This is a genomic window from Microcoleus sp. C2D2, from assembly GCF_036702495.1.
In the GTDB taxonomy this organism is placed as follows: Bacteria; Cyanobacteriota; Cyanobacteriia; order Cyanobacteriales; family Microcoleaceae; genus Microcoleus.
Genome location: NZ_JAUBTO010000110.1, coordinates 1 through 22,693, shown reverse-complemented (window position 1 = coordinate 22,693; position 22,693 = coordinate 1). Strand labels below are relative to the sequence as shown.

The following is a 22,693-nucleotide window of genomic DNA, read 5'->3' as shown; positions in this document are numbered from 1 at the left end:
ATAGATATCTCCGATTTATTCATTGGTTATTCCGCGCTCTCCCGATAGGGGCAAGTTGGTTGCTAATCGATATTCACTTTTCTTTTATCCGTTACAAAATGCTATAATCCTGATTCCCGATACAAACTCTTTAGCGCCTAAACAACATTGACTCTCCTCTAAAATTTAAAATTTCTCATTATTCTTCAGTCTGAGGACAAAATCTTTCTCTTTTTTACATAATTCTCTGATTCAATCATGACTTAAAAATCCTCTATCCATTATACCTACAGCGTTTGCCGGAATTGACTCAACAGTTTCATTGCCATATTTGCTATCATGACCTTTTCCGAAGTGAAGGCTCACTCCTGGCAACTCAGAATTAATTAAATTGATTCCACTAAACAGTTTTACTTGATGGATTCCTTGATTCCATAGCAGTTTACTTGTCAGGGTAATTGTGGTATAATCTAAAGCAAACAACGCTAAGTCGTCCGATTTACACTTTTGATTGATTTCCTTAATTAGTTGCCATAACAAATATTAAAAAGTTTCTGTAATTCTCTTTTTATTCCTTGATAGTTGAGGCGGGAAAATAAATATCTCATACTCATTAAGCTAGGAGCGAGCGCAAAATTAAGCCAGAAAGACACAAATCTAAATGTACTCAGAACTGGATAATCTGATTGGGGAAGCTTTCCTAAAATTTCTTGAGAAGCTTGGGCAACTTGGATATCATTGAGTTACTTTTAAATAATTTTAATGCCTTCATCTTATTATCAGATTAAAGGCATTTTTTTGAGAAGATTTATTAAGATTCAACACTTGTGAATTTATTATATAGCGGTTATCAAAAAAGTGAGGTATGCCCTATGCCCTATGCCCTATGCCCTATGCCCATGAGTACCTCATCTTTCGCTCGAAAGGCTATATCTCTAGTTGAATACTGATATAAATATTCAATAATTCCTAGCTACCTCAGCAACTCAAGGAAAAAGTATTATATATAGCGGTTCTCAAGTAAGTGAGTTACGCCAGGAACGGTTACCAATTACCAGGCGTCCCTCATTTTACTAAGAAGTGCTAGAGTTAGTATTTTGTTTGCAATAAGGACTAAAGTCCTTACTACAAACGCAACTAATTACTGGAAATTAATGCTCAATTTTGAGGGAAATAATCTTGTCACCTTGGCGGATAGCATTGACGACAGACATATCCTCAGTTTTGCCAAAAGTTGTGTGAACTCCATCTAGATGAGACTGGGGAGAATGGCAAATAAAGAATTGGCTGCCACCCGTATCGCGGCCTGCGTGAGCCATCGATAAAGTTCCTGCCAAATGTTTGTTGGAGTTGATTTCGCACTTGATTTTGTAGCCGGGGCCGCCCGTTCCATTGCCTTTTGGACAGCCACCTTGAATCATAAAGTTAGGAATGACTCGGTGAAAGGACAATCCATCGTAAAAACCTTTTTCCGCCAAGTCAACAAAATTCTTCACTGTGTTAGGCGCATCCGCATCGAACAATTCCAAATTGATTGTGCCTTTGTCGGTTTCCATAATAGCGCGGGTCATGATTTTTCCTTACTTCCTAAAATGAGTGTGTTGCCTGCGTGTTAATTGCGGACTTCGCTTTTATAGCGACAGGTTTCAAACTGTCGTTATATTGTGGCTTTCAGAAGTGTAGCATATTCCCGCAACTCTCATAGAACTTATTTGCGCTTTCTGAGGAAACCCGGTTTATTGCGAGATTTCTGGTTAGCAAAGCCAATATTTTCCCAGACACCGGGTTTGTTACCCTCTGTCATATTTTAATGGTTGGTCACTTGCGGGTGCTCGGGTTCTTCCTGAATATCGCTCATATTAAAAATGAAAGGAACTCGACTCGAACCTGCGCCCATAACCAGCACTTTTGGCATCTGAGCACCGCCGCTTCTCCAAGCTTCGATCGCCTCTTTTTGCAGCACTAAATCGCCGCCTTGAGCCTTCAAAGTTTCAGCCAAAAGTCTTTGAGCTTCCGCCCTACCTTGAGCGCGGTTAATGTCAGCTTGAGCCTGTTGTTCTGCTTCCTGAGCCACATAAACAGCCCTTTGCGCCCGCTGTTCAGCAACCTGTTTCTCCTCAACCGCTTTCGCAAAATCTGTGGAGAATCGAATGTTAACAACGCTCGTATCGAGCACAATTACATCATACTTGGATAGCCTGTCCTTCAGCGCCGTATCAAAGTCTCGCTTCAGTTCACTTCTTTGAGTAATAGATTGTTCGGCGGTTCTCAGTGCAGCCGCTGTTTTAAATGCTTCTTGCGTCTGAGGAGCAATAATTTTTGAGACTATATTCTCCAAAGTTCCTTGAGTCCTTCGGACCTCAACTATTTTCTCAGGATCGAGGCGAAAATTAATCGCAAAACTAGCATTTAAATCCTGAAGATCTTTAGTAGCACTCTGGGCGGGAACTTCAAATTTTTGCACTGTTACATCGTACACATCAACCTTGGATATTAGCGGGGGTCTGAGGTGAAACCCCTCTAACAATGCTCCATCTGTGGCTTTTCCTAAAATGCTGACCACCCCTGCTTCACCTGGATTGATGACGACAAAAGAGTTTAATCCGAGGAGTAGCGCGCCTACTAATATAATCCCAGCGATTGTTGATGATATGCTCTGGAAACTTTGATTTTTCAACTTACACGCTCCTTTGTGCTCATTCCATTATAATGGTTAAATAGATTTGGTCGCCTCTAAATTCTAAAATATAAAATGGATGGGGTCGCCTCTCAAATCTAAAATCTAAAATGAATTGGCTGATGCTCAAAATTGTTAAATACCCTAGAACTTATCACATCGAAGGTTCGCGTTTCCAACCGGGTGATGAAGACCTCGACAGCGTGCCATTTAGCGCCCTGAGCGATCGCCCGACAGTGATTGAAGAAAAGGTAGACGGCGCTAATACAGGCATCAGCTTCGCACCCGACGGACAAATGCTGCTGCAAAGTCGCGGCCACTATCTCACCGGTGGACCGAGGGAAAAACATTTTAACTTATTCAAACAGTGGGCTTTCAGTCTCAGCGGATCCCTGGGAGAAGTGCTGGGAAATCGCTACATTCTTTACGGCGAATGGCTTTATGCCAAACACACTGTTTTTTATGATTTTTTGCCGCACTATTTTATGGAATACGATGTGCTGGACTTAGAAACCAGTCAATTTCTGAGTACAGAATCCCGCCAGAAGTTGTTAAGCGGACTGCCGTTAGTGTCAGTTCCCGTGCTGTTTTCGGGAGTGCTGAAATCGCCCCAGCAAATGATGCAGTTTATGGAAAAATCTAATTTTATTCAACCGGGACATTTGGATCGGTTGCGTTTGTACAGTCGGGAATTGGGATTAGATGAAGAACGGTGTTTGAAAGAGACTGACAAGAGCGATCGCATGGAGGGTCTGTACATTAAAGTGGAAGAAGATGGCATAGTAAAGGCGCGTTACAAATACGTGCGTGCCAGTTTTTTGACTGCTATTAAAAATGCCGAAGGACATTGGCTCAATCGCCCAATTATACCGAATATTCTGCGTCCAGGCGCCGATTTATTTAATTTTAGTTTGTAAACAGATATCTTGCACCATTGTCAAGAACGGGCTCTTCGGCCCGTTCCACAAAGAATGAGTTTTATTGTGGAACAGGCATCTTGCCTGTTCCTAAACAAGTAATTGAGAATGGTGCAAGATGTGAGTAAAGTAAGAAATGCCGACCATTGGCGTCAAATTTCCACGCTGTTTCCCGAAGTCCGGCAGGGGTTTAAACCCCTGACTCAAAGCTAAAGTCCTTTTCCATAGGACTGATGAGTTGTTCAGTCATATCCAACAAGTAAAGTTATGAATACACTGTTAGCGCCGCCTTGGACTTTTCCTTTTTGTCCCCAACCGCCCGATTGGTTTTTGGATTGGGACAGCATTCAAAATCATTTCGATTGGATTCAAAACTTAAAAGGATGTCAGCAAGACCCGATTTATCACGCCGAAGGAGACGTTTTAATTCATACCAGAATGGTCTGCGAAGCATTAATTTCATCCCCAAATTGGCGGCAACTTCCCGAAAAAGAACGATCGATACTTTTTGCCGCCGCTTTGCTGCACGATGTCGCCAAACCAGCCTTTACAAAAATAGAAGCGGACGGCAGAATTAGCTCAAAAGGTCACGCCCGCCAAGGTGCGAGAATGGTCAGACAAATTTTATCTGAATTTGAGCCGCCTGTGCAGTTTGAGATTCGCGAAACAGTTGTGGCGATCGTCCAATTCGGCAGTTTACCCATCTGGCTGATCGACAAACCCAACCCGCAGCAGTCGGTAATTAAAGTCAGTCAAGTTGTCCGCTGCGATTTCCTCGCACTTTTAGCCGAAGCAGACGTGCGCGGCCGACTGTGTAGCGACAGACAAGAACTGCTCGATAAAATAGAACTATTTCGGGAGTTTTGTCAAGAAAATAATTGTTTGGATTCTCCCCGACAATTCGCCTCAGCACACAGCCGATTTATCTACTTCCGCAAAGAGAACGGAAACCCAGATTACGAAGCATTTGACGGCACTAAATGCGAAGTAATTTTGATGTCTGGCTTGCCAGGAAGCGGTAAAGATTATTGGATTCAGAAAAATCTCCCAGATTTACCAGTAATCTCGCTGGATGCACTGCGAAAAGAGATGAATGTCCCTCCCGACGAAACACCTGGAAATGTGGTCACAGCCGCCAAACAAAGAGCGCGCGAATACATAAATGAGGGGCGTTCTTTTGTGTGGAACGCCACGAATACAACTAAACAAATGAGGCAGCAATTAATTAATTTTTTTGCTGCTTATCAAGCGCGAATTCACATTGTTTATCTGGAAGTACCTCTAGAAGAAATATTGCAGCGGAATCGATCGCGCACAGCAACTGTACCGGAAGCAGTCATTCGCAAATTAGCTGCCCGCCTGGATATTCCCGATCGCACAGAAGCCCATCAGGTAGAGTGGATTGTGAGCGATCGCGCTTAATAGTGGCAATCCACCCGCTAGCGCCCGTATTACTTCAACGCGCTACTAATTCCTTTTTCCCTAAAATAGAATCGTCATAATGCGCCAACAAATCAGCAGGGTGATCGTAAATTGCCGCAGCATTTGCCAGCGAAGCATCATCGAAACCTCCGCACCGAAAAGCAATTACTGGCACCCCGCACTTGCCCGCAGCTTCGATATCGTAAGGAGTATCAGCTAACATCACAGTCTGACTCGCTTCCATTTGCAATTTGCTCAAAGCAGCTTCCACAATATCCGGTTCCGGTTTAGAAGCTTCCGCATCGCTAGATGTCGTGGCTTGCTCCAATAAATCGTCAACTTGTGCAGCTTTCAGCAAACCGGAAAGTTCTTCAGTAGTAGCTGAAGTAGCAATAATTAGCCGCAATCCTTCTTGCTGCATTTTTAACAGCAAATCCCGCGAACCGGGGGTTGGAGAAAGTTCGGGAGAAAAGCGGTTAATAATCAGTTCTTTGCGCCGCTGTGCAATCTTTTTCCCGTCGCCTGCTTCGTCGGAAAGTCCTGATACCATTTTGGGTATAACTTTGTCGCCTCCCATGCCAATTAGCGGGCGAACTTTCTCGAACGGCACCTCGTAGCCGTAAGCCGCAAATGACTCTACCCAAGCTTGAGCGTGGGCGTCATTGCTGAGCGTCAGAGTACCGTCAATATCGAGAATTACTGCTTGCAATGCCATAAGTTATTTGCTCTTTGTTATTAGAGTTTTTGCCAAAACTTGGTTTGTAGTAAAGACTAAAGTCCTTAACTAATTAATTAGTAAATCAGCGGCGAAAGTTCTTACTACAAACCACAGGTTTGTAGTAAGAACTTTCGTCTTTGTTAGGTTAGGAGTAAGCACTTTAGTCCTTCATTACTTAATTACTCAATCGGGGGACAGAAAACTCCACTACTAACTTTTTGATTGGCTATTTCATGCCAGTACCGTGCAATTTGGGTTCGGGCGGCGGGGGTACGGGTTCTGGCCCTAATGGTTGGGGATTGGCTACATATTCAAACTCGCCTTTGCCGTCCATTGATTTGCCTTTCGCCCAGCGTCCCTCGCTACTTTCGGAACCTTCAGAATGATTCCAGAATCGCATCTCGCGGGCTGTTTCCACCCATCACAGCACCAACCACAGCATCCTTGAAACCTTCTTCTTGCAGAGATACAGGAGCTTTATCTAACAAGTGAGCAATCATAGTTGCTAGCATTTCGATATGCCCGATTTCTTCTGTACCGACATCAAGCAGCATATCGCGATATTTGGCTGGACCTCGGCAGTTCCAACCTTGAAATAGGTACTGCATCATCACAGTCATTTCGCCAAATGTACCGCCAATTAGTTCTTGTATTTTCTTGGCGTAAACGGCATCAGGCTTTTCTGGTCTTTTGTAATACTGTAGTGGCTTCTTATGGTAAAACATGAGGTATTCCTACCAGGTGTTTTTGATTAACTTTCATTAGTTGTAACGCTGCCAACGATCGAGGCGAATCAGCTTTTAGTCAGAAAGAAATTAACTCAAACCCGGTTATTTTTATCACTTTGGTTTAATGCGGTTTTTCGGACCCGCGAACTAAAGACCATATTAAATTTGGTCGATCGTACATTATATTTATAGACACGCGGCGCCGTGTCCTCCGGGTGTCAAAAAAAATGTCAAAACCGCCCTCGTGCAGGGGTTTTAGCCCCTGTGGGAGAGCGGTTTTTCTGGTTGAGCTGACAGCTATGTGCCGTGTCCCTACCCCTAGCTTCCAGTCCCCCCCTTAACAAGGGGGGGCTAGGGGAAATGTCTTGAATCAGCTAGTTTGATAGTTTTCCTCAGTCCAACAGCGCGGCAGAGCTTCACCGGAAGGAAACACTAATTTACTTTTTGGAAAATTTGCTTTCTCTTGCTCTTCTTCACCTGCTTGATTTTTTCCCGGCACTTCTTGTTTTGTAGGGCTGATTAAAGCATCTACATCCAGGATTTCTATCAAGTCGCCTGATTCTTTTTCTTGTAAAAGCATAGTTTTTCCTTGAAGGGTAAATGCGAGTTAGGGTTTGAGGACAACTTTGATGCAGTTGTCTTTTTTCTGTTTGAAAATTTCGTAAGCGTGGGGCGCTTCATCCAATTTCATTCGGTGCGTAATTACAAAGGACGGGTCAATTTCGCCTTTTTGAACGCGATCGAGCAAAGGCCGCAAATAGCGGTGAACGTGCGTCTGTCCCATTTTCAGGGTCAAGCCTTTGTTGAAAGCTGCACCTAATGGCACTTTGTCAACGAAGCCGCCGTAAACGCCGGGAATTGACACTGTGCCGCCCTTGCGACACGCAAGGATCGCTTGTCGCAGGGCCGTAGGTCGATCGCTCTCCAACCGCACGGCTTGCTTGGCTTTGTCGTACAAAGCGTCGAGACCGGTGCCGTGGGCTTCCATCCCCACCGCGTCGATGCAAGAGTCGGGTCCGCGTCCCCCGGTCATTTCGGTGACGGCTTCCCCGGCGTCTATTTCTTCGTAATTGATGATTTCAGCTTTGGCCGCGGCCGCCATTTGCAAGCGTTCCGGTATGCGGTCGATCGCAATTACTCGATCGGCCCCCAGCATAAACGCGCTTCTGATCGCAAATTGTCCGACTGGCCCGCATCCCCAAACTGCTACAGTATCCCCCGGCTGAATGTCGCAGTTTTCGGCCGCCATGTAACCGGTAGGAAAGATATCGGTGAGGAACAATACTTGTTCGTCAGAAAGTCCGTCGGGAATTTTTAAAGGGCCGACATCTGCAAACGGAACCCGCGCGTATTCTGCTTGACCTCCTGCATAGCCGCCCGTTAAATGCGAGTAGCCAAACAGTCCCGCCGGCGAATGACCGAACATTTTTTCAGCCAGCCCAGCATTGGGGTTGGAGTTGTCGCACAGCGACCACAAATCGCGGTTGCAAAAGAAGCAACTGCCGCAAGAAATAGTAAAAGGAATGACGACGCGATCGCCCTTTTTTAAGTTCTTGACTTGACTGCCGAGTTCGACTACTTCCCCCATGAACTCGTGCCCCATGATGTCGCCCGATTGCATTGTCGGGATGAAGCCATTATAGAGGTGCAAATCCGAGCCGCAGATTGCTGTAGACGTGATTTTAACTATGGCATCGCGCGGATTGATAATTGTTGGGTCTGGTACATTATCAACTCGCACATCATTTGCTCCGTGCCAGCAAAGAGCTTTCATTATTTCCTTTTCCTCTAGTTAACTACTAGCTAGCAGATTTTTGATTCTCAATCTTAAATTTACTACGCCGATAAATTACCTGCTTGGATATTTTAATTTTAAGCATATAAAATATATTTTATCTCTATCCGAGGTATAATTTACAAATCTATCTTCCGGCTGTTTTAAATAACAAAAATGTCAAGTTTATTCCCCGACTAAACTGCGGGGGATTTCACGTTCTTTTGTTAACCCCCAACAGTTAGAGCAACCGCGCCCGACGGTTAGGACGTTCTTAATTACTGAAATCCTTGCTTCTTCCTTCTCTCCTAGATAACTAAAGCTTTTTTCCTTCTGCCATAACACCTAACAGCGAGATGGATGAGGTTGTTTTTGTCGATCGCCGCTCGCTACCCTCTCACAATAAATAAAATTTCCGCACTTAATCTCACTAGCTGCGATAGTTGGGTTCGCATTAGATAAGCGATGACCGAAAACTTCTCAACAAAAAGCGGATTTATCGATTACAACCTTCACCACCTTAGTTTTTGGTTGTTCTTGCGGGCTGCATGGCATCTTCTGGGCAAAAAACCCGGTTTCTGAGCGCCCATGCGTAAATCCTGGATTATTAACTAGGGTGCGTGACTTTTGTATAGCTGAACACTCCCCCCGAATCTGGAGAATCGCGCACCCTGCTTAAGGAGGATTAATCGTCAAATATTGTATCATTAGTTATAGCTAAAAGCCGAGCTTGCGCTAAAGTTGTTAAAGATTAAAATTTATCGATCGCCTTTTATGCCTTACACTGCATCTACCCCAACAGACCCCAATCAACCCAACATCCGCAATGCCGACCACCGCCTACTAGAATTCACCAAGCTGACGCCGATGATGCAGCGGTATGTGGAAGTGAAAGAACAGTATCCCCACGCACTTTTATTGTTTCGAGTCGGAGATTTTTTTGAGTGTTTTTTCCAAGATGCAGTTACTATTTCGCAGGAATTAGAACTTGTTTGTACTAGCAAAGAAAGCGGCAAGGAAATCGGCAGAGTGCCGATGACAGGAGTGCCGCACCACGCACTCGACCGCTACACCTCAATGTTAGTAGAAAAAGGCTATGCTGTAGTAGTTTGCGACCAAGTTGAAGATGCCTCGATTGCTGCTAAAGAAGGCCGCCAAGTCAAGCGAGAAATTACCCGCATTCTCACTCCCGGAACGTTGACTGATGACGGAATGCTCAAACCCAGACAAAATAATTTTTTAGCAGCAGTCGTCATTGCTGGGGAACATTGGGGATTGGCTTATACAGATATTTCTACGGGAGAATTCGTCACTACCCAAGCAGACAGTTTAGAACAATTAACCCTAGAATTGCTGCGCTTGCAGCCTTCGGAAGTCTTGGTACCGACTAATGCGCCGGATTTGGTGACTATGTTGAGGCCCGGAGAGAAATCCGAGCATTTGCCCGATTGTTTGCCGAATTCATTCTGCTATTCTTTGCGATCGCAAGTTCCGTTTACTTTGTCCGAAGCAAAACAGAGAATCCTGCAAAAGTTCAAAGTGCGATCGCTCGAAGGCATGGGATGCGGCCACCTTTCCCTCGCAGTGCGCGCCGCCGGCGGTTTGCTGCAATATATCGAAGAAACTCAAAAGGAAAAAGCAGTTTCTTTGCAAAGATTGCACACTTACACTCTCACCGATTTTCTCATACTCGACTACCAAACCCGCCGCAATCTCGAAATTACTCAAACAGTGAGAGATGGGGTTTTTCACGGGTCGCTGCTGTGGGCTATAGACAAAACCAGCACCGCCATGGGAGGCCGCGCTTTGCGCCGCTGGGTGCTGCAACCTTTGCTCAACATTAAAGGCATTTGCGCCCGACACGACACGATTCAAGAATTAGTAGAAAATAACGCCCTGCGCCAAGATTTGCAGCAGTTGCTGCGCCAAATTTACGACATCGAAAGACTGACAGGCCGCGCCGGTTCGGGAACAGCTAGCGCGCGGGATTTGGTCGCTTTAGCTGATTCTTTGGGAAAACTGCCGACATTAGCCTCGATCGCAGCCCAAGGGATCTCGCCCTATTTGAAAGCGCTGCAAAATGTACCGCCAATTCTAGAAGAATTAGCAAATACAATTCACGCTCATTTAGTTGATGAACCGCCGATTCATTTAAAAGAAGGAGGTTTGATTCGCTCGGGAATCAATGCCATGCTAGATGAAATGCGCCACACTGCATCAGCAGACCAAGAATGGATTGCAAATTTAGAAGCAACTGAGAGACAGCGCACGGGAATTTCTAATTTAAAAGTAGGCTACAATAAAGCTTTCGGCTATTACATCAGCATTACCAAATCGAAAGTAGACCAAGTGCCGAAGGACTACACCCGCAAGCAAACTCTCACCAATGAAGAACGCTACAGTACAGAAGAATTAAAAGAAAGGGAAGTGCGAATTCTGACAGCGCGGGAAGATTTAAATCAATTGGAATACGATATTTTTGCTCAAGTGCGATCGGAGGTAGGAGAACAAGCCGACATTATTCGCAGCGTTTCCCGCGCCGTGGCCGCCGCCGATGTTTTGTGCGGTTTGGCAGAAGTAGCAGTTTACCAGGATTACTGCCGCCCGACTATGACCGAAAGTCGGGAAATTAAAATTATTGAAGGTTGTCATCCTGTGGTGGAAAAGTCTTTGCCGCCGGGATTTTTTGTACCTAATTCTGCTTTTTTGGGTCGGGAAGAATCGCTAAACCGCCCAGATTTAATTATTTTAACCGGGCCGAATGCTAGCGGCAAAAGCTGCTACCTGCGGCAGGTGGGTTTGATCCAGTTAATGGCCCAGATGGGCAGTTTTGTGCCGGCGAAAGCTGCGACTTTGGGAATTTGCGATCGCATTTTTACCCGCGTCGGCGCAGTAGATGATTTGGCAACCGGTCAGTCTACGTTTATGGTGGAAATGAACGAAACTGCAAATATTCTCAATCACGCGACGCCGCAATCATTGGTGTTGTTAGATGAAATTGGCAGGGGAACGGCAACCTTTGACGGACTTTCGATTGCTTGGTCTGTGGCAGAATATTTAGCAAGCGAGATTCGGGCGCGGACAATTTTTGCGACTCACTATCACGAATTGAATGAGTTAGCTTCTATTTTGGATAATGTCGCAAATTATCAGGTAACAGTGAAAGAATTGCCGGATCAAATCGTATTTTTGCACCAAGTTCAGCCGGGAGGTGCTGACAAATCTTACGGAATTGAAGCGGGCAGATTAGCTGGTTTACCGCCGTCGGTGATTGATAGGGCGAGACAGGTGATGAAGCAGATTGAGAAACATAGCAAAATTGCGATCGGGCTGCGGAAAGGTGTTAAAAAGAATGGTAAAAAAGAGTCGGAGGGCGAACAGTTGGATATTTTTGAAGATTGAAATTCCCGGTGGGAAAAAAAATTGTAGTAACTTCTATATTGCACCATTTTCAATAAGCCTTTCAGGGGCGGGCAGGATGCCCGCCCCACAAGAAAAATTAATTTTTGTGGAACAGGCATCCTGCCTGTTCTTGAGCATGGTGCAATATAGAAGTTACTACTTTTACTACAAACCAGGAACTCTCCAGCAACTCTAACGCCCATTTTGTAACTTTCTTACCTCTTTGTGCACGCTCATCCCAATTTCCAAAGCTTCATTCAGCAACCGCCCGTATTCAGTCGCCCGATCGCTCACATCCACCGCCATCAAAGCAGCCAAATTACTTTCAATATTAGCAAATAACTCGTAACGGCGACCGATAAAATCCTTATTTTCCCTAAGAATTCTTTCTGTCTGCAAAGCACAAACCAAACTTTCCCTAGTAATCTGTAATGCCTCAATTGCATCTCCTCGGTTAATTAAATTGGCTTGTAAATTGCCAGCAGCCGTTAGGCGATCGATAATATCTAAAGCCTGAATCACCTCATGATACTTCTCAACTTCATCCAGCAGACCCGCCAGCGTTGCCAGAGGCTTTGCCTTAACCCATTTATAGACATTCCAAGCAACAGTAATCGCCAGGGACAAACCCAAAGTTATTTGTAAAACCCTGACAAATATCTCAGCATCGCTAAATGAACCAACATTATGTTGATTAGCCAGTAAAGCAACAGGCAGCGAAACAACTAATGTCACGCAAAATATTAGCAACTCATTCAACAAAAGAGAAAATAGCTTTTTGCCGTCCCGTAATGTAGCAGGTCGGTAAAAATCCGCTGCAAAACCGTCGCTCAAAGCTATTCCGCTCAAATCCTCCAACTCCTTCTCAGGAATCTTTAGCTCATCCAAATCAGCTTGTATCACTCTTTAAAATCTCCTTAAATTGGGATTAATTACGATCCTCCCAGAGACCTAATTGATTCCCACAGACTCATATAAAAATTGCTTTCTCGGTTTCGGAACAGTTGAAAAGCCATTCCCGACGAGCCAAAAAACGGTCTCAGCGTCCATCCCAACTGAGTGCCAACAAACGCATAAAGTCCCAACCAAAAGCGCAAAATATTTAGCCTGATGTCTTTGCCTTCCGCATCTTGTTCGGACAGAAAGTGCATTCCTTGATAAATGAAACTTACCCCTAAAAATCCTGTGATTGCCATAATAGCAACATTCAAAACCAGAAAAAAATTGTAATTGGGACTGCTTAGAAGAAAAAACAGACTAACAGGTGCAAATCCAAACAGCAAAACGCTAATCATCGCCATCGCTGTCATCAACAATGTCAAATACTGCTCAAAAGTTCGTTTTGAACCAAACATGACATTAAAAAAGTACAGGGTGGGAAAGCAGATAATCAGCGTCAGCAAGTAAAGTGCTGGCAACTTAATTGCTGAAACCAGACTTTGCATCCACGTACTAGATGCACCTAATATCGCTCCGTAAATGCCAAAAAATACGGTACTAGAAATCAACAAACCGAAAATTTTAGATTTGAGCTTGACACCTTGGCGAATTTCTTCGAGAAACTGTTGCCGTTCCCGCAGCAAATACATTACTACTGAAAAATATTTCACGGGCTCTCCTTGTGACTGATGCGACTCTGAATCAGTCATAACTCAAGCTGAGTTCGATCGGCAATCTTGGCAAATCAGGGCACGCTATGTTAACCAATTATTCTTGCAGATACAGGACTTACACAGAACCTAATTATGTAGGGTGCTCTTGGGCCGCGCACCTTACCGCTATTGACTATCGGCTGGATATTTCTTGTCAAATTCTAGTCACATTGTCTCCAAATCGTATCCAAAAAGGTCATTTATATCAATTCCGGTTACACCGGAATGATGGGGAGTCGGGAGTCGGGAGTCGGGAGTCGGGGAATGTGGGATTATTGACCTTGACTTTATCATTCCGATGCAACCGGAAACGATATTAATAGTCATTTCGTAGTCATTTGATAGTCACTTTGACCCGCAACTCACCCCTATTCTAGGCAATAAAAAACCTCAAACCGTTGATTTCTCGTTAGTTTGAGGTTTTTATAGATAGAAGCGGGCAGCGGGAATCGAACCCGCATAGTTAGCTTGGAAGGCTAAAGTTTTACCACTAAACTATGCCCGCACACAGAAACTAAACATACCACAAGTCTCTGGGGATTGCAATAGGTCTGTGCAAAATTTTTGAAGACCTCCCTCACAGTGGCTCAATAGGGACTTGCGGGCCGATCGCCCGCGAACGCCTAAAATCCCCGTCTCCGATGCTGGGTAAGGCTTTACGGATGAAAATAATCGTAAATTTGAGCAGCCAGACGCGGGCCAATCCCAGAAACTTGTGCCAACTGTTCGGGAGTCGCTAAACGGAGGTAGTCGATCGACCGAAAATGTGCTAACAATTGTTTTTGTCGGTGGTGTCCCAATCCGGGAATTTCATCAAGGCGCGATCGCTTCATTCTCTCGCTTCTTCGATCCCGGTGAAAACTCACAGCAAATCTGTGCGCCTCATCCCGCACCCGGCGCAATAATTGTACTCCAGGCTGCTCAGAATTAGTTGGCAGCGGCAAAGATTCCCCCGGTAAAAATATCTCCTCTCGCTGCTTTGCCAAACTGACAACGCGCAACTCTTCTAGCAAATTCATCTCCCGCAAAACTGCTACAACTGCTGACAGTTGACCTTTGCCGCCATCTATCATAATTAAGTCTGGTTTGTCGGAAATAGTATGAGAAACCGATGAGAAATTGCTGATTTCTTCCGGTTCTTCTAAATCCCTAAATCCCTCTTCCATCTTCCCTCTTCCTTCTTCCTTCACTCCTCGGAATCGGCGACCGATAACTTCTGCTAAACTAGCAAAATCATCAGAATGACCCGATTTAATTTCAGGATTTTTAATTTTGTAATGGCGGTAGTGTTGATTGGCCGGCAAACCGTCAATAAATACGACGCGGGAAGCTACGGCGTCGGAACCTTGAATGTGAGAAATATCGTAACCTTCAATGCGGCGAGGAACTTCTGGCAAATCGAGAATTTCTGCTAAATCTTCCATTGCTTGAGAATTGCGATCGCTCAATCTTTGCATTCTCGCCAATTCATACTCAGCATTGCGTTCCACCATCTCAATCAACTCAGCCTTAGTTTGCCGCTGCGGCGCCAAAATCGTAACTTTTCGCCCCTTACGGTTGCTCAACCAATCTGATAATATTTCCCCTTCTGGCAATTCGTACTGCACTAAAATTTCGCTGGGAATTTCTACGGATTCGACATTTTGATAGTGTTCTTCCAACACCCGCTGCAAAATCGCTCCGGCCTCTACCCCCCCTCCTTCTTCCCCTTGCCCAGGGGGGGAGGAAAGAGAAAGTTGAGATAACTCTTCCCCCTCTTTTACAATAGATTGAGATAACTCTTGCCCCCCCTTTTCCAGGGGGAGTTGGGAGGGTATTTCCGCCATAAATCCCAACCTGGCGACCAGTTGACCTGCGCGAATTTGGAACAATTGGACGCAAGCGTGCTGGGTGTCTGCCGCAAGTGCGATCGCATCTCTGGAAACCGTATCGTCTGGCAAAGAGACTTTTTGACCCGCACTCAAAGACTGCAAACCCTTAATTTGATCGCGAATGCGCGCCGCCGTTTCAAAGTTTAAATCTTCGGCAGCTTGTTCCATTTGCGGCGCTAACAAATCGAGTAATTCCTGAGTTCTTCCCTGGAAAATCATCGCTACTTTCTGGAGGATTTTTCGGTATTCCTCCGGCGAAGTTAACCCTTGACAAACGCCAACGCAGCGGCCGATGTCGTAGTTGAGACAGGGACGGTCTTTAAACAACGGTTGAGGGCGCTGCCGCAGGGGGAAAATTCGCTTAATTAAATGTAGCGTACTCCGCAGCGCCCCTGTATCGACGTAAGGGCCGTAATAGCGGTCTTTTGCACTGGCGGCGCGGCGTTTGCGGGTGATAAAAATGCGCGGGTATTCCTCGGACCAAGTTATGCACAAATAAGGATATTTTTTATCATCTTTGAGGAGCACATTAAAGTAAGGTTGGTGCTGTTTTACGAGGTTTGCTTCTAAGGCTAAAGCTTCCGCTTCTGTGTCTGTGGCGATGAATTCAATTTCTCGTACTTGCTGCACCATCATCGCGATGCGGGGACTGAGATTTTGGCTTTCGCGGAAGTAGGAACGGACGCGGTTTCTGAGTTTTTTTGATTTGCCAATGTAAAGGATGCGATCGCCCTCATCGCGCATTAAATATACACCCGGAACCGCCGGAATTTCTTTGAGGCGACTTTCCAAGCGTTCAGCATCTTTAACCAGTGGCAGTGTTTTTATTGCTGGCATATAAAATTGAGATTTTCTGGCTTATATATACCATTGTAACGCGGTCATCCGGGTCAAGCCAATCCATACCAAATCAAAACTACAGAACGCGGACCGAGCTGCGTTGCCAGTTTCTTGTTAATGCGCTAGACTAATATTATCTGCCCTCGATCGACGATCGTAAAATTCGTAGGTAGTTAGGAGTGAAGTTCTCACTACCTATAACGGTTATTTTGCCAGACATAATATAATTTTTTCTAAAAACAATTTTATGAATCGTGGCTAAATACTGCTTAGACACCGGGTTTTTGGTACGCGGTACGTAAGTCCAGTTCACAAAATTTGAGATAAAAACTTGCGCGTGCGTTCTTCCTTCGGGTTCTGAAAAAACTCTTCCGGCTTCGCTTCTTCAACTAAAACGCCGCCATCCATCAACACAATTCGATCGGCAACTTCGCGCGCAAACCCGACTTCGTGAGTCACCACTACCATTGTAATTCCAGTTTGAGCCAAATTTCGCATTACATCTAAAACTTCCCGCACCATCTCCGGGTCTAATGCTGATGTCGGTTCATCAAACAGCATGATTTTAGGCTGCATTGCTAGAGAACGTGCAATAGCGACCCGCTGCTGCTGTCCCCCAGACAACTGTCCGGGATATTTTTTTGCTTGTTCCAATATTCCCACTCTTTCTAAGAGTTGCATGGCCACTTCTTCGGCTTTTTTTTTCGGCCATCGACGCACCCACACAGGCGCTAGCATGACGTTTTGCAAGACTGATAAGTGGGGAAATAGGTTGAATTGCTGAAACACCATTCCTACTTCGCGGCGGATTGTCTCGATGTTGCGCAAGTCGTGGGAAAGTTCTATTCCGTCGATCGTAATTTTACCTTGTTGGTATTCTTCTAATGCGTTGAATGTGCGAATAAATGTCGATTTTCCCGAACCAGATGGGCCCATCACTACAACGACTTCACCTCGGTTTACGGTCATGCTGACACCTCGCAGTACGTGAAATTGTCCGTACCATTTGTGGACGTTTTCTGCTACGATTACTTGTTCGGGGATTGGGGGTTGAGTTTCCATATTTTTTTATTTTTTAACCGCAGATGTCGGCAGATGTACGCTGATGAACGCTGATGAATGTAGATGAGTTTTTAGCGCTGGCCTACTTCTAAGGTTCGCTCTATTTTGCGGCTTGCTAGGGACATTGAGTAGCAAAATATCCAATAAATGATGCCGATGAATAGGTAAACTTCGGCGTACCTGCCGATATAGGATGGATTTGCTAAAACTGCGCGGGATATGCCTACTAATTCTAACATTCCGAATAGAGATAGCAGTGATGTATCCATAAATAATCCGATGAATTGACCGCCGATCGCCGGAATGACTGTTCGCAGTGCTTGAGGCAGTACAATTAGTATTGTCAGCAGGGGTGTATTCAGCCCGATCGACCTAGCTGCTTCTATTTGTCCCCTGGGCACGGCCTGCAAGCCACCGCGCACGTTTTCTGCCAAGTATGCCGCACTAAATAAGGTTAATCCAGCAATGGCTCTAATCACTCTATCTAATTTCGGATATTCTGGCGGTAAGAAGAGTTGCAGCATCACTTGACCTAAAAACAAAATGCCAATTAATGGTAAACCGCGAATAATTTCAATGTATAATGTTGATAACAATCTTACAACTGGCAAAGAACTTTGTCTGCCGAGTGCTAGCAATACTCCCAAAGGAAAGGAAAGCACAATACTAATAACTGCTAAAAACAGTGTCAATACTAAACCGCCCCAATCATTTGTTGACACTTCTGTCAAACCTAACCCGCCTTTAATTAGCCACAAAATTATTGGGAAGGAAAGAACCCAAATTGTCGGCATCCAGCTAACCCCCCCCAAGCTTCGGGGGGGCGAGGAGGGGTTGGGGTTTATTTGCCTTCCGATGGTATAGCTGGCGGCGGCTGCGATAATAATTCCTAAGAGGTAGAGGCGAGAGGTTAGGTCGATCGGCGAAATGACCGCAACCACAACCGCAGCACCGAGTATAATTAGTAAAGGCGGATTCCAAAGACGTTCTTGCCGCTGAATGTTTCCCCAAGTTAATCCTCCCAACAAGGCAATTATGGCGGCTACTATCCACAGCCGCCAGTAGGATTCGCTGGGAAATCTGCCGGCGAAAAATAGCGGCAAGTTGGCTTCTAACACGCGCCATTGAGCTTTTGTTGTTGCCCAAACGATAATTCCTTTAATAGTTTGGAAGGCGACAATTAGGCAAACTACTGTCAGAATGCTGTTGTACCAGGTACTAAATAAATTTTTGCGCGCCCAATTCCAAGGGGTAGGCGATTCAGTGGCTGGGGGCGGTAATACAGGTATTGTTTCCATCAGTTTTTAGTTATTATTAATTTCTAATACTGTTCGCTAAGATTCCTAAAATTTTATTAACATCTCTGAGGTAATACTCTGTTAAATCTATTTCAATTACTTGGTCTTTTAGTTTTAGAAATCTCCAGTTAGTCCCGCTAGTAACAGCGCCAAAAATCGCAGGAATATCGTTGCCTTCACGTTCATTAAATATTCTAGCGCCTAGCATTTCTGCTACGCACTGTCCCAATCCGCCATTAATATTTTCCTTTTTGGCTTCTACAATGATAATTACTGGTGCGGTAAGAATTAATAATTCCGGAGAACGACTAATTAGAAAATCGCAATTTCCATTTAATCCTTTTTCGGGATCGATTGTAAAGTCTATTCCTGAAAAAAAGCTAATTTCCGAATTTAACTGTTTTCTCAGTTCGATCAAAATTGGTGCAATAATCATTTCAGAGCGAGCTTTTTCCGTATTACTGCTAATAGCTAATGGCACAGTATATAGAAGGGTTTCTACTAAGAAATTACTACTTTCCAACTCTGGGATAGCATAAAACATATTAACTGCATCTAAAATTTTAAGTTCAAAAGTTTTAGATACTTTGGCTAAACTAAAATCACTGTATGCCATTTTATTCTCGTTTAATCCTCCATCAAAAATCTCAAATAGTCAGCAGTTACCTTTCCTTGATTTGTACGGTTTTATTGTACCAATTCATGAACAGAGAAACTATCAAACTAATTGTTAGATATGTTACCATGATAATTACCATTGCTTCGATCGCCCGACCGGTCTGATTCAAGGTCGGAGACCCCACAACAAAATAAACGTCGGGATAAGCAACCGCAACCGCTAAACTCGAATTCTTAGCTAAGTTCAGATACTGACTGGTTAAAGGCGGCACAATCACCCGCAAAGCTTGCGGCAAAATTACCATCCGCATCATTGTTCCAGACTTCAGCCCTAAAGACTTTCCCGCTTCCCACTGGCCTCTCGATACTGACTGAATTCCGGCCCGGACAATTTCTGCAATGTAACTGCCAGTATACAAGCTGAGCCCTGTCACCAAGGCTGCAAATTCTGGAGTGAATTTTAATCCTCCTTCGAGTTGCAATGCTGGTGTCAGGCGGGGGAAATCTAGACGAAAAGGCAGATTTTTGGTAATAATCCAAGCTAAGATTGCACTCAGCCCGATCGCACCTAGAGCCCAAAACAACTGTCTTCCCGGCTTAGCTTCTTCCAACATCACCCGCGCCCGCCACATCCACAGCGCCGCCGCCGCCAAAACTCCGACAGTTAGCAAAATCAACCAAATCTCAAAACCCGGCAACGCCACGGGTGTTGGTACAGCAATACCGCGATTTGTCAAGTAAATCGGTCCGCGTAACTGCGGGTTGTCTTCGAGTTTTGGCAGGGAAATGAAAACTGCAAAATACCAGAAAAATAATTGCAGCAATAACGGCGTATTTCGCAAAATTTCCACATACAAACCAGCCAAACTCCGCAGCAGCCAATTGTCGGAAAGGCGCGCAATTCCTACCGTCAAACCCGCCACGGTTGCGAAAATAATGCCGATACCCATCACCCGCAGCGAGTTGATTAAACCGACAAAATAAGCTTGTCTGTAACTGTTTTCGGGACTGTAGGGAATCACGCTTTCGCCGATGTCAAAAGATGCTTGGGAATTGAGAAAATCAAATCCAAATGCAATCCCCAGTTGCGAGTAATTGGCGCTCAGATTGTCCCAGAGAATCGCGATAACAACTATTACTAAAATTAGGGCGATCGCCTGTCCGGCTATTTTCCAGAAGCGATCGTCCCGCAGGAGTTTTGATATATCTTTAAATTTGGGCAATTTCTGCGATTTGTCTGGTTGAGGTTCGGGATTCATAACTTAAATTATATAGCAGAAGGAAGAAGGAAGTTCGGCAACGAGCAATGTACGGGATGTAACGGATGTAACGGATGTAACGGATGTCAGGAAGAAGGAAGAAGGAAGAAGGAAGAAGAAGTAATAGCAAGGGTTTCAGCGATTAAGAATGTCCTCACCGTCTTGGCGGTTGCTATATTTGATAAATCTGCTGGCAAATTCAGGCTAGATTGAGCTTTGGTACGTGACTTGATAGTTACTCGACCGGCGATCGGGATTTTTCAAGTCACGCACTCTACATAGCTTTGGTGCGTGACTTGATAGTTACTCAATTGGCGATCGGGATTTTGACCGTCACGCACCCTACATAGCTTTGGTGCGTGACTGTTAACAGTCAACGGTCAACAGTTAACAGTTAACAGTCAACAGTCAACAGTTAACTAAAATTAGCGGAACGGCGGCGAGTAAAGCAAACCGCCATCTTTCCAAAGTTTGTTTTGACCCCGTTCTAACTTGAGTGTACTTTTGGGACCGAGGTTGCGATCGTACATTTCGCCGTAATTCCCCACTTTCTTAACAACGCGGACGGCGTAGTCGTTCGGGAGTCCGAAACCTTTACCTAAATCTCCTTCTTTTCCTAGCAAACGTTTGACGTTTGGGTCTGTACTGCTTGCAATAATTTGGTCTACATTTCCTGAATTAATTCCCAAATCTTCAGCTTCAATCGCCGCAAAAATGATCCATCTCACCGCGTCAGACCATTTAGGATCGCCGCTTTTCACCGCTGGGGCTAAGGGTTCTTTTGACATCACGATCGGCAAAACAACATTATTCTCGGAATTCGGCAGAGTTGTCCGCTTCGAGACTAGCTGCGATCGGTCGGCCGTAACACCTTGACAGCGCCCTTCTTGATAAGTAGCAAAGGTAGTATTCACCTCTTCAAACACGACAGGAGTGTATTTAACTCCTAATTTTCGCATTTGGTCGGACAAATTTTGTTCGGTGCTCGTACCTGTCTGCACGCAGATAGATTTGCCGGCAAAATCTTTTAAAGTTTTGATGCCGCTGTCTTTTTTGACCATGATGCTTTGAGAATCATAAAAGATCACCGGGGCAAATTCCAGTCCGGTAGTGGTGTCGCGGCTGGCCGTGTAGGTGGTATTTCGGCTGAGAATGTCGATTTCTCCGGCCTGGAGAACTGTAAATCTATCTTTAGCGTTGAGCTTTCGGTACTCGACTTTTTCGGGATCGTCAAATATTGCCGCCGCCACAGCCCTGCACACATCCACATCCAGTCCCGAATATTTGCCTTTTTCGTCTACAAAGCTAAAACCCGGCAGTTCGCCGCTGATGCCACAAATCAGTTTGCCGCGGCTGACAATTGTATCTATCCGGCTGGAACCTTGTTGCGAGTTGCCGCCTGCAGTAGTTGTTGCTGTTGTTTGTCCGGTTTGTGCCGATCGATCCCTACAAGACGCCAGCGGTGCCACACACAACATACTTGCTAGCAGCAGAAATCCCCATTTACGCATAGATTTTAGTAGAACGCTTTCCCGACCATCCTAGCTTGTAGCTGTCGAGATCGGCCGATCCAACAGCCTCCGCCTTCAAATTAGCCGTTCTGGATCGCGTGCTGCACTTGGGCCACTGCACCAGCTACCCGCCTGTGTTTTTTTTTGAGCAAGCTGGGCGCCCAGAGTTAGAAACCCGGTTTCTGGCTGGAGGCACTGCCGTCCAACCCAAGATTTATCCTAGAAAGTGGGTTTCTTTGCTGCTATTTTTGCCCGCGGCGATCGCCCTTCTCTGCAATATTTATCGGATTTTGATTGAATTGGCTCACATTAGCTCTGGTGCTAGGCGCTGCTCAGCTAAATCGCGGATTAGGCACAGCCGAGACTGGATGTATTCGTTCAACAAATCTGCTTCTTTGCCATTAAGCGCAGAGTTCATCTTCAACTGCTTCAGCAGCCACTGGACCAGGGTGGCATCGTCCAAATTCACTAACAGAGTAGCTTGGGTGGTCTCAATTAACGACCAAAGTTGACGTAACATGATGGGAGTCATAAAACCTCCTTGAGCGTAAATACGCGGTTAATGGGCGGGCTGGGCGAAAACCTGGTCTTTGTCTCAAGCCGATCGACGAAAAGCACCCTCTGAGCCATCGGCTTAATGATTATTTTATATTTGATCAGAATAACTCAATACAGCAGTGTGACAAGCTACAAAACACAAGATGTTATAAGAGTTCCGAATTTCGTCACATTGAGATCAAAATCTTGATAAAACATTAAAAATCTTTACATACTGTAGCTCGTGGGGCTACCAGGAGCTTTCGGGGATCGGGCACTCCTGCCGGGTTGGCCAGCAAATTAATTAAGCTGTGGCGAATTTAAATTGTATAGGAATGAGAATTAAATAACTTCCACAAGGAAAGTGGGATGGGCGTCCCGCCCGGCCAAAAAGGACGGGCGGGACGCCCAACCCACAAGAACCATTA

21 protein-coding genes and 1 tRNA gene are annotated in these 22,693 nt (G+C 45.1%); 4 read left to right on the top strand and 18 right to left on the bottom strand.

Annotated features, from left to right (window positions below):
- Nucleotides 1-231: 231 nt before the first annotated feature.
- The 3 genes from QUB61_RS27735 to QUB61_RS27725 form a co-directional block, all read right to left on the bottom strand.
- Entirely contained in the window at nt 232-519 is a 288-nt protein-coding gene (locus QUB61_RS27735; RefSeq protein ID WP_333133954.1) for a transposase, read from the bottom strand.
- 611 nt (nt 520-1,130) lie between these two features.
- The gene (locus tag QUB61_RS27730) at nt 1,131-1,550 is read right to left on the bottom strand and encodes a peptidylprolyl isomerase (RefSeq protein WP_190732048.1); all 420 of its coding nucleotides are present in this window, start codon (nt 1,548-1,550) and stop codon (nt 1,131-1,133) included.
- Between the two features lie 236 nt (nt 1,551-1,786).
- The gene (locus QUB61_RS27725; protein WP_333133955.1) at nt 1,787-2,656 is read right to left on the bottom strand and encodes a prohibitin family protein; all 870 of its coding nucleotides are present in this window, start codon (nt 2,654-2,656) and stop codon (nt 1,787-1,789) included.
- Nucleotides 2,657-2,766: 110 nt separating this feature from the next.
- Between QUB61_RS27725 and QUB61_RS27720 the strand changes: the two genes are divergently transcribed.
- Both QUB61_RS27720 and QUB61_RS27715 read left to right on the top strand, forming a co-directional pair.
- Nucleotides 2,767-3,573, top strand: a complete 807-nt coding sequence (locus QUB61_RS27720) for an RNA ligase family protein (RefSeq protein WP_333133956.1) — start codon at nt 2,767-2,769, stop codon at nt 3,571-3,573.
- 267 nt (nt 3,574-3,840) lie between these two features.
- Nucleotides 3,841-4,995 carry an AAA family ATPase gene (locus QUB61_RS27715; protein ID WP_333133957.1) on the top strand — a complete coding sequence of 385 codons (1,155 nt, stop codon included), beginning with the start codon at nt 3,841-3,843 and terminating at the stop codon, nt 4,993-4,995.
- A 34-nt stretch (nt 4,996-5,029) separates the two neighbouring features.
- On the opposite strand, the gene QUB61_RS27710 is transcribed toward QUB61_RS27715, so the two are convergent.
- The 5 genes from QUB61_RS27710 to QUB61_RS27690 all read right to left on the bottom strand — a co-directional run bounded on the left by QUB61_RS27710 (nt 5,030) and on the right by QUB61_RS27690 (nt 8,215).
- Nucleotides 5,030-5,710, bottom strand: coding sequence for an HAD family hydrolase (locus QUB61_RS27710; RefSeq protein WP_333133958.1), 681 nt, complete (start codon nt 5,708-5,710; stop codon nt 5,030-5,032).
- Between the two features lie 229 nt (nt 5,711-5,939).
- The gene (locus QUB61_RS27705; protein WP_333133959.1) at nt 5,940-6,113 is read right to left on the bottom strand and encodes a manganese catalase family protein; all 174 of its coding nucleotides are present in this window, start codon (nt 6,111-6,113) and stop codon (nt 5,940-5,942) included.
- Nucleotides 6,091-6,438 (bottom strand): manganese catalase family protein, encoded by a 348-nt coding sequence (locus tag QUB61_RS27700; RefSeq protein WP_333133960.1) that lies wholly within the window; start codon nt 6,436-6,438, stop codon nt 6,091-6,093. The genes QUB61_RS27705 and QUB61_RS27700 overlap by 23 nt, the downstream gene beginning before the upstream one ends.
- A gap of 373 nt (nt 6,439-6,811) precedes the next feature.
- Nucleotides 6,812-7,021, bottom strand: a complete 210-nt coding sequence (locus tag QUB61_RS27695; RefSeq protein ID WP_333133961.1) for an acetyltransferase — start codon at nt 7,019-7,021, stop codon at nt 6,812-6,814.
- 27 nt (nt 7,022-7,048) lie between these two features.
- Nucleotides 7,049-8,215, bottom strand: a complete 1,167-nt coding sequence (locus QUB61_RS27690; RefSeq protein WP_333133962.1) for a zinc-dependent alcohol dehydrogenase — start codon at nt 8,213-8,215, stop codon at nt 7,049-7,051.
- Between the two features lie 774 nt (nt 8,216-8,989).
- Between QUB61_RS27690 and mutS the strand changes: the two genes are divergently transcribed.
- Complete coding sequence (gene mutS / locus QUB61_RS27685) at nt 8,990-11,617, top strand: DNA mismatch repair protein MutS (protein WP_333133965.1); 2,628 nt, start codon at nt 8,990-8,992, stop codon at nt 11,615-11,617.
- A gap of 192 nt (nt 11,618-11,809) precedes the next feature.
- Here the strand turns inward: mutS and QUB61_RS27680 are convergent, their stop codons facing one another.
- The 8 genes from QUB61_RS27680 to QUB61_RS27645 form a co-directional block, all read right to left on the bottom strand.
- On the bottom strand, nt 11,810-12,520 hold the full coding sequence (locus tag QUB61_RS27680; protein WP_333133963.1) for a hypothetical protein: 711 nt from the start codon (nt 12,518-12,520) through the stop codon (nt 11,810-11,812).
- A 29-nt stretch (nt 12,521-12,549) separates the two neighbouring features.
- Nucleotides 12,550-13,266 carry an actin-binding WH2 domain-containing protein gene (locus tag QUB61_RS27675; protein WP_333133964.1) on the bottom strand — a complete coding sequence of 239 codons (717 nt, stop codon included), beginning with the start codon at nt 13,264-13,266 and terminating at the stop codon, nt 12,550-12,552.
- Nucleotides 13,267-13,703: 437 nt separating this feature from the next.
- A tRNA-Gly gene (locus QUB61_RS27670) sits at nt 13,704-13,774 on the bottom strand.
- Nucleotides 13,775-13,925: 151 nt separating this feature from the next.
- The gene (gene uvrC / locus QUB61_RS27665; RefSeq protein WP_333135769.1) at nt 13,926-15,977 is read right to left on the bottom strand and encodes an excinuclease ABC subunit UvrC; all 2,052 of its coding nucleotides are present in this window, start codon (nt 15,975-15,977) and stop codon (nt 13,926-13,928) included.
- Nucleotides 15,978-16,289: 312 nt separating this feature from the next.
- A complete protein-coding gene (locus QUB61_RS27660; protein WP_333135771.1) occupies nt 16,290-17,042 on the bottom strand; it encodes an amino acid ABC transporter ATP-binding protein in 753 nt (250 codons plus the stop codon).
- A 71-nt stretch (nt 17,043-17,113) separates the two neighbouring features.
- Nucleotides 17,114-18,340 carry an amino acid ABC transporter permease gene (locus QUB61_RS27655; protein ID WP_333135773.1) on the bottom strand — a complete coding sequence of 409 codons (1,227 nt, stop codon included), beginning with the start codon at nt 18,338-18,340 and terminating at the stop codon, nt 17,114-17,116.
- 16 nt (nt 18,341-18,356) lie between these two features.
- The gene (locus QUB61_RS27650) at nt 18,357-18,956 is read right to left on the bottom strand and encodes a hypothetical protein (protein ID WP_333135775.1); all 600 of its coding nucleotides are present in this window, start codon (nt 18,954-18,956) and stop codon (nt 18,357-18,359) included.
- Between the two features lie 46 nt (nt 18,957-19,002).
- Complete coding sequence (locus QUB61_RS27645; RefSeq protein WP_333135778.1) at nt 19,003-20,217, bottom strand: ABC transporter permease subunit; 1,215 nt, start codon at nt 20,215-20,217, stop codon at nt 19,003-19,005.
- Between QUB61_RS27645 and QUB61_RS27640 the strand changes: the two genes are divergently transcribed.
- Nucleotides 20,200-20,430, top strand: a complete 231-nt coding sequence (locus QUB61_RS27640; RefSeq protein ID WP_333135779.1) for a hypothetical protein — start codon at nt 20,200-20,202, stop codon at nt 20,428-20,430. The genes QUB61_RS27645 and QUB61_RS27640 overlap by 18 nt on opposite strands.
- A 212-nt stretch (nt 20,431-20,642) precedes the next feature.
- Here the strand turns inward: QUB61_RS27640 and QUB61_RS27635 are convergent, their stop codons facing one another.
- Nucleotides 20,643-21,728, bottom strand: a complete 1,086-nt coding sequence (locus QUB61_RS27635; RefSeq protein WP_333135781.1) for an amino acid ABC transporter substrate-binding protein — start codon at nt 21,726-21,728, stop codon at nt 20,643-20,645.
- A gap of 304 nt (nt 21,729-22,032) precedes the next feature.
- Nucleotides 22,033-22,260, bottom strand: a complete 228-nt coding sequence (locus tag QUB61_RS27630; RefSeq protein WP_333135784.1) for a hypothetical protein — start codon at nt 22,258-22,260, stop codon at nt 22,033-22,035.
- Between the last annotated feature and the right edge of the window lie 433 nt (nt 22,261-22,693).